This window comes from Cyanobium sp. N5-Cardenillas, assembly GCF_024345515.1.
GTDB lineage: Bacteria > Cyanobacteriota > Cyanobacteriia > PCC-6307 > Cyanobiaceae > Cyanobium.
The window spans coordinates 1-7,616 of record NZ_JAGQBG010000154.1 but is presented as its reverse complement, the minus strand read 5'-3'; the positions used below and the strand labels follow the sequence as shown (position 1 = coordinate 7,616).

7 protein-coding genes are annotated in these 7,616 nt (G+C 72.1%); all 7 read left to right on the top strand.

The window, feature by feature from the left end:
- Positions 1-454: hydrogenase maturation protease (locus tag KBZ04_RS12095; RefSeq protein WP_254992166.1), on the top strand; the 454-nt coding region annotated here is incomplete at its 5' end.
- Positions 447-788 carry a hydrogenase maturation nickel metallochaperone HypA gene (gene hypA / locus KBZ04_RS12090; RefSeq protein WP_254992165.1) on the top strand — a complete coding sequence of 114 codons (342 nt, stop codon included), beginning with the start codon at positions 447-449 and terminating at the stop codon, positions 786-788. The genes KBZ04_RS12095 and hypA, both read left to right, overlap by 8 nt.
- Positions 789-1,194: 406 nt before the next feature.
- Positions 1,195-2,046: an outer membrane protein gene (locus KBZ04_RS12085; RefSeq protein ID WP_254992164.1), complete on the top strand. Its 852-nt coding sequence runs from the start codon at positions 1,195-1,197 to the stop codon at positions 2,044-2,046.
- Positions 2,047-2,137: 91 nt separating this feature from the next.
- The gene (gene hypB, locus KBZ04_RS12080) at positions 2,138-2,911 is read left to right on the top strand and encodes a hydrogenase nickel incorporation protein HypB (protein WP_409995972.1); all 774 of its coding nucleotides are present in this window, start codon (positions 2,138-2,140) and stop codon (positions 2,909-2,911) included.
- Between the two features lie 2 nt (positions 2,912-2,913).
- Complete coding sequence (gene hypF, locus KBZ04_RS12075; RefSeq protein WP_254992163.1) at positions 2,914-5,466, top strand: carbamoyltransferase HypF; 2,553 nt, start codon at positions 2,914-2,916, stop codon at positions 5,464-5,466.
- Positions 5,414-5,641: a HypC/HybG/HupF family hydrogenase formation chaperone gene (locus tag KBZ04_RS12070; RefSeq protein ID WP_254992162.1), complete on the top strand. Its 228-nt coding sequence runs from the start codon at positions 5,414-5,416 to the stop codon at positions 5,639-5,641. Before hypF ends, KBZ04_RS12070 begins: the two co-directional genes overlap by 53 nt.
- Positions 5,638-7,616 (top strand): pyruvate:ferredoxin (flavodoxin) oxidoreductase (nifJ, locus tag KBZ04_RS12065; protein ID WP_254992161.1); only part of this gene is annotated, 1,979 nt, incomplete at its 3' end. The genes KBZ04_RS12070 and nifJ, both read left to right, overlap by 4 nt.

The window sequence follows — 7,616 nt, the reverse complement described above, 5'->3', positions numbered from 1 at the left end:
CCGAACGCCTGCGGGGATGAGTGGCCCCGGCCAGGCCTTGCTGATCGGCATCGGCAACCCCCTGCGGGGCGATGACGGGGTGGGCTGGCACCTGGTGGAGGGCCTGGGTCTGCAGCGCCATCAGCTGACGCCGGAGCTGGCCGAGGCGGTGGCGGCCGCCGATCGCCTGCTGATCGTCGATGCCTGGCTGGCGCCGCCCCGGAGCCGCTGCCTGCTGCGGCCCCTGGTGGCCTCAGGCGGCTGGGAGCGGGACACGCACCGGGTGGCGCCGGCCCGGCTGCTGGCCCTGGCCGAGCAGCTGTTCGGCGGCTGCGTGCCGGCCCACGAGCTGCTGGTGCCGGCCTTCGACTTCTCCTGGGGCGAGCGCTTCTCCCCGCAGCTGCGGCGCCAGCTGCCCCGGGCGCGCCGGCTGCTGCGGGGCTGGTTGCAGGAGGGGACGGTGCCCCATGCATGAGTTGAGCCTCATGGATGCCGTTCGGGAGCAGGCCCTGGAGCAGGCCGCCCTGCATGGCGCCCGCCGTATCGCCGCCATCACCCTGCGGGTGGGCAGCCTGGCGGGGGTGGAGATCGAGGCCCTGCGCCTGGCCCACACGGTGGTGATGGCGGACACGATCGCCGCCGGCTCCCGGCTGGTGATCGAGGCGGTGCCGGCCGTGTGTTTCTGCGCCGCCTGTGGTCAGCCGTTCCCGGCGCGCGATGGCTGCTGCGATTGCCCGTGTTGCGGCCGCATCAGCCGGGAGCTGCTGCGGGGCCGGGAGCTGCAGCTGGCCTCCCTGGAGCTCGACTGAGCAGGGCCCCGCCGGCCAGTGACGCCGTCACATTCAGAAGATTCTACGTACACCGACAGCGCAGGGGCAATTTCTAGAATGAACCTTGATCCTGTGCAGGTTTTCTACTTTTTGTACCACTCTGTGCCAGGCCTTTTGCTGTCCATGAGTAGATAATTCATCCACCGCGTGGGCTTATTCCTTTATGAGTGAGAGGAACGCAACCCCCATGACTCATTTCGCAAGCACGTTCAGGCGGACTTTTCTCCGTGGTGTGGGCGTCGCTGCAACCGGAAGCCTGCTGTTCGGTGGGTCCGCTATGGCGGAACTGAGACCGTCAACCGAGCGGTCCGAAGCCCTTACAGATGTGGTAGCCGCGGAATCCTCCACCACTGTCCCGGCTCTGGTGGAAGCTGGCCCCAGCCCCGTGTCCGCCGCTGAGCTCCCGACTCCGCTGGCCGCCACCCAGGACGCCACCCTCATCGCCCAGACCTTCCCGCAGCCCGTGGTGAAGGAAGTCTATTCCGCCCAGGGCTGGTACCTCACCATCGGTGCCGGTGCCCAGACCCCGAGCGACCAGACGGTCAACAGCAACGGCACGCTGGTTTCACCGTTCTTCACCCCCCTGGTGTACAACTTCGGCAACAACAACTCCACCAAGCTTGATCTTGGCGGTGGTTTCTCCGGTGACGTCGGCGTTGGTTACGACTTCGGTGCCCTGCGCGCCGAGCTCACCTACGGCTATAGCCGGGCCAGCCTGAACGCCGTTGGTGCGGCCAATTCGATCGGCTTCGGGGCCTTCGGCATCGTGCCCTTCACCAACAACGTCTCCGGCATCATCAACAAGAATGATGTGCTGGCCAGCCTCTACTACGACATCGAGACCAACAGCCGCTGGACGCCCTACATCGGCGGTGGCATCGGGTACACCAACCTGAGCACTCCGAGCTTCAGCCTCAACGGTTTCCCCACCAACAGCGTCAACAAGGGGCTGTTCGGCTGGCAGGCCAAGGTGGGTGTCAGCTACGCCATGAGCTACAACTCCGATGTCTACCTTGAGGGCGTCTATCAAGGTGCCGGCGGCTATTCCTCCGAGAACCTGACCTTCGACGCCTTCAACAGCTTCGGCGGCAAGATCGGCTTCCGCTACCGCTTCGGTGCCCGCCCTGTGGCGGCCGCCCCCGCACCGGAGCCGGAACCCGTCATGCAGCCCGCACCGGCTCCTGCGCCGGTCTTCCAGCCCGAACCGGCCCCCGCGCCGATCCGCGGCCTCTGGTGATCACGCCGGCCTGATCCTCCTGATCAGCGAGGCCCCGTTGGAGCTCCGTGCCTAGCCTTCGGGCGAGGCCGGGCCCCGGCGGGGCTTTTCCGTGCCGCTCTCCTGTCTGGGGGTCGATCCTGCGATGTGTGCCGACTGCCATTGCGGCCAACCGGTGGCCGCCACCACCGAAGCCCCCCGCCACCTGGAGCTGGGCCAGCGCCTGCTGGTGCACAACGAGGCCCAGGCGGCGGCCAACCGGGCCCATTTCGCCGCCGCCGGCGTCCGGGTGATCAACCTGCTCTCCTCCCCCGGCTCCGGCAAGACCGCCCTGCTGGAGCGGCTGGCCCTGGAGCTCGCCCCGTCTTCGGCGGCGGCGCGCCATCCGATGGCGGTGATCGTGGGGGATCTGGCCACCGACAACGACGCCCGTCGGCTGCGGGCTGCCGGGGTGCCGGCCCTGCAGATCACCACCGGCCAGGCCTGCCACCTGGAGGCGGCGATGGTGCACCGGGCCCTGCACGACCTTGACCACCTCGGCCATCCCCTGGCCGGTCTGGAGCTGCTGGTGATCGAGAACGTGGGCAACCTGGTCTGCCCGGCCGCCTTCGACCTGGGCGAGAGCCAGCGGGTGGTGCTGCTGTCGGTCACCGAAGGGGAGGACAAGCCCTTGAAGTACCCGGCCACCTTCCACTCCGCCGATGTGGTGGTGATCAGCAAGGGGGATCTGGCCGGAGCCTGCGGTTTCGATGCCCCCCAGGCCCGCCGCAACGTGGCCCGGGTGGCCCCCCAGGCCCGGATCGTGGAGGTCTCCGCCCGCACCGGTGAGGGCATCGCCGCGCTGCTGGCGGCCCTCGGCCTGGAGCGGGTGGCCGTCGCCGGCTGACGATGCCATCGCTGGCCGGACGGGCCCGGCTGCACCTGGAATGCCGCGGCGTGGTCCAGGGCGTGGGCTTCCGGCCCCTGGTGCACCGGCTGGCCTCCGAACTCAACCTCTCCGGGGAAGTGGAGAACGGCCCCGGCGTTGTGCGGATGCAGCTGGAGGGGGAGCGCCCTGCCCTGGACGCCTTCCTGCAGCGCCTGCCGCTGCAGCTCCCTCCCGGGGCCCGGCTGGAGCGGTTGGATCCGCTCTGGCTGCCGGCCCCGGGGGGGCCAGGGGGTGGGCCCCCCGCAGGGGTCCGAATCCTGGCCGGGGGGGCGGAGCGCCTCGGCATCGACCTGGTGGCTGCGTCCCTGGTGGCCGATCGCGCCCCCTGCCGCGCCTGCCGGGCCGAGCTGGCCGATCCCGCCGATCGCCGCTTCGGCTACCCCTTCATCAGCTGCTGCGACTGCGGCCCCCGCTTCAGCATCGCCACCGCCGAGCCCTGGACCCGGGCCCACACCACCCTGGCCCCGTTCCCGCTCTGCCCCGCCTGCCGCCGGGAGTTCGAGGATCCCTCCGATCGCCGCTTCCATGCCGAGACGATCGCCTGCCCGGCGTGCGGGCCGCGGCTGGCGCTCCTCGATGGGTCCGGGGCGCCCCTGGCGGGCTCCGCCGCCGGCGACGGCGCCAGCCCCGCCGCCTTGATTCGGTCCTGCAGCGATCTGCTCACGGCCGGGAAGGTCCTGGCCCTGCAGGGGGTGGGCGGTTTCCAGCTGCTGGTGGATGCCACCAACGTGGCGGCGGTGGCGCGGCTGCGGCGGCGCAAGCGACGGCCCGCCAAGCCCTTCGCCCTGCTGGTGGCCGAGGCCGAGACCCTCGCCCCCTTCTGCGTCATCGACGCCGCCGAGCGGCGGGTCCTGGCGGATCCCGCCGCCCCGATCGTGCTGCTGCGGCGCCGCCTGGCCGCCACCGACGCCCTGCCGGGCGTGGCCCCGGGCAGTCCATCCCTGGGGGTGATGCTGCCGGCGTCGCCCTTGCACCACCTGCTGGCGCGAGCCTTCGGGCGGCCGCTGGTGGCCACCAGCGGCAACCCCAGCGGCGAGCCGCTGTGCACCGATCCCCTCGAGGCCCTGGAGCGGCTGGGGGGTGCGGCCGGTGAACCGATCGCCGATGCCTTCCTGGTGCACGACCGCGCCATTGCCCGGCCCCTGGACGACTCGGTGTTGCAGCTGATCGATGGCCGGCCGGCCCTGCTGCGACGGGCCCGGGGCTATGCCCCGGAGCCCCTGGTGCTGCCGGCAGGTCCTGGCGGGGTGCCCGATGGCGTGGTGGCGCTTGGGGGGGATCTCAAGAGTGCGCCGGCCCTGGCGCTGGATGGGCGGCTGTGGCTGGCTCCCCACCTGGGGGACCTGGGCGAGGGCCGCCTGCTCTCCCGGCTGGCCGATGGTCTGGCGGCGATCGAGCGGCGCTGGGGCGGGCGGCTGACGCGGATCGTGTGTGATGCCCACCCCGGCTACCTCAGCCACCAGCTCGCCGCCGGTCAGCCGTGGCCGCGGCAAACGGTGCAGCACCACCGGGCCCACGGTCTGGCCGTGCTGGCCGAGCACGGGCTGCCGTTCCCGCTGCTGGCCGTCACCTGGGATGGGCTTGGCTACGCCCCAGCCCCTGCCGCCGATGGCGGTGCCCAGCTTTGGGGCGGAGAACTGTTGCTGCTGGGCGGGCCCGGCGCCCCCCCCTGCCAGCGACTGGTGGCCCTGCGGCCCTTTCCGTTGCCGGGCGGTGAGCGGGCCATGGCCGAACCCCGCCGGGCGGCCCTGGGCCTCCTGGCCGCCGCCGGGTCCTGGGCGCTGGCGCACCCCGGGGCCCGCCACAGCCTCGCCGCCTTCGCGGCCGGTGAGCAACGCCTGCTGCTGCAGGCCATCGCCAGCGGCTGCAACAGCCCCCTGAGCACCAGCGTGGGCCGGCTGTTCGATGCGGTCGCCTCCCTGCTGGACCTGGTGCAGGTGCAGAGCTACGAGGGCGAGGGGGGGCTGCGCCTGGAAGGAGCCGCCGCCGCCGCACCCCCGAAGCCCGGGCGCTGGCCCCTCCCGCTGTTGCCGCCCGGGGCCGTCGCGACGGGCGCCACCGCCCGTGGGCCGACCCTGGGCTGGCTCGACTGGGAACCGCTGCTGGACGCCCTGCTGGCGGCGATCGCCGCCGGCACGCCGCCGGCCCTCTGCGCCGCCCGGTTCCACCACACCCTGGTGGAGGCTCTGGCCGGGACGGCCACCCTCGCCGCTGGGGCGGGTGGGGTGCCGGTGGCCCTGGCCGGGGGCTGTTTCCAGAACCGGCTGCTCCTGGAGGCCGCGATCGCGGCGCTGCGGGCCAGGGGCCTGCGGCCGTTCTGGCCGGAGGTGGTGCCCTGCAGCGACGGCGGGCTGGCCCTGGGGCAGGTCTGGGCGGCGAGCGGTCCGTGGGCAGATCCGGCCGGCGCGCCTACAACCGGGTGGAGTGCCCCCGAGCCGTACCCTCCCCATGTGCCTGGCCGTGCCGGCTCGCATCCTCTCGATCCGGGTCCAGCCGCCGCCGGGGGCGCCTGAGCCCTCCGGGGCCGAAGCCGCCACCGACGACGGCCTCTGGCGCATGGCCGAGGTGGATTTCGGTGGGGTGCGCCAGCAGGTGAGCCTGGCCTGCCTGCCGGAGGCGACCGTGGGCGATCGGGTGCTGGTGCACGTGGGCCTGGCCCTCAGCCTCGTCGATGACGATCCCGCATGACCATCACCGTCGACGGCAATGAGGCCGTGGCCCTGGTGGCCTACCGCCTCAACGAGGCCATCGCCATTTACCCGATCACCCCCGCCTCGCCGATGGGGGAGTGGGCCGATGCCTGGAGCACCGAAGGCCGCCCCAACCTCTGGGGCACGGTCCCGGCGGTGGTGGAGCTGCAGAGCGAGGCCGGCGCCGCCGGCACCGTGCACGGCGCCCTGCAGGCGGGGGTGCTGACCACCACCTTCACGGCCTCCCAGGGGCTGCTGCTGATGGTGCCCAACCTCTACAAGCTGGCCGGCGAGCTGACGCCCGCCGTGCTGCACGTGGCGGCCCGCTCCCTGGCGGCCCAGGGGCTTTCGATTTTCGGCGACCACAGCGACGTGATGGCCTGCCGCGGCACGGGCTGCGTCATCCTCTGCTCCGCTTCGGTGCAGGAGGCGGGCGACTTCGCCGCCATCGCCACCCGGGCGAGCCTGCTGGGGAGGCTGCCGGTCCTGCACATGTTCGACGGCTTCCGCACCTCCCACGAGATCCAGAAGATCGAGCCCATCGCCGACGCGGTGCTCCACGCCCTGATGCCGATGCAGGCTGTGGCGGACCACCGCCATCGGGCCCTCTCCCCAGACCATCCGGTGCTGCGGGGCACGGCCCAGAACCCGGATGTCTACTTCCAGGCGCGGGAGTCGGTGAACCGCTTCTACGACGCCCTCCCCGGCCATCTGGTGGAGGCGATGGAGCGCTTCGCCGGCCTCACCGGCCGCCGCTATGGCCCCTACGAGTACGTGGGGGCCGACGATGCCGAGCGGGTGGTGGTGCTGATGGGCTCCGGCTGCGAGACTGCCGAGGAGACGGTGCAGGCCCTTGTAGCGGCCGGCGAGCGGGTGGGGGTGCTCAAGGTGCGCCTGTTCCGGCCCTTTGTGGCGGCCCTGTTCGCCGCCGCCCTGCCGCCCACGGTGCGGACTCTGGCGGTGCTTGACCGCTGCAAGGAGCCGGGGGCCGGCGGTGAACCGCTCTACCTTGATGCGGTGGCGGCCCTGAGTGAGGAGTGGCGCCCCTGCCACGGCGATCGTCCCCTGCCGCAAGTTGTGGGCGGCCGCTACGGCCTCTCCTCCAAGGAGTTCACTCCGGCGATGGTCAAGGCGGTGTTCGACAACCTCCTGCTGCCCCACCCCCGCAACCACTTCACGGTCGGCATCGACGACGACGTCACCCACCGCTCGCTGCCCGTGACGGCGGACTTCCACGTCGACGGGACCGACCAGGTGCGCGCCGTGTTCTACGGCCTGGGCTCGGACGGCACTGTGGGGGGCAACAAGGCCACGATCAAGATCATCGGCGAGCAGACCGACCTGTTCGCCCAGGCCTACTTCGTCTACGACTCCAAGAAATCGGGCTCGGTCACGGTGTCGCACCTGCGCTTCGGCCCCCGGCCGATCCGCGCCCCGTACCTGATCGAGCGCCCCACCCTGGTGGCCTGCCACCAGTGGGATTTCGGCGATCGCTTCGACCTGCTGGCCGGCCTGGACGCCGGTGGGGTGCTGCTGCTCAACAGCCCCTTCCCGATCGAGGAGAGCTGGCGGCGGATGCCGGCCTCGCTGCGCAGCGGCATCCGCGAGCGGGACCTCTCGGTGTGGGTGATCAATGCCTACCGGGTGGCGCGGGAGGCCGGCATGGGCCAGCACATCAACACGGTGATGCAGGCCTGCTTCTTCGCCGTCAGCGGCGTGCTGCCGCGCCAGGAGGCGATCGAGCAGATCCGCGCCTCCCTGCGCAAGACCTACGGCCGCAAGGGGGAGGCGGTGGTGGCCATGAACCTGCGCGCCCTCGATGCCACCCTCGAGCACCTGCAGCCGCTCGACTGGCGCCAGTTGCCGGCCGAGGACGACCTGCCGCCACCGGTCCCGGTGGCCGACCGGCTTGTCGAGGCTCCGCTGTTCGTGCGGGAGGTGATCGGGCCGTTGCTGGAGCGGCGCGGCGATGC

Bases quoted from the DNA above. Each gene is read 5' to 3' on its own strand.
- hypA (WP_254992165.1), top strand. From the start codon at position 447: ATGCATGAGTTGAGCCTCATGGATGCCGTTCGGGAGCAGGCCCTGGAG.
- hypF (WP_254992163.1), top strand. From the start codon at position 2,914: ATGCCATCGCTGGCCGGACGGGCCCGGCTGCACCTGGAATGCCGCGGC.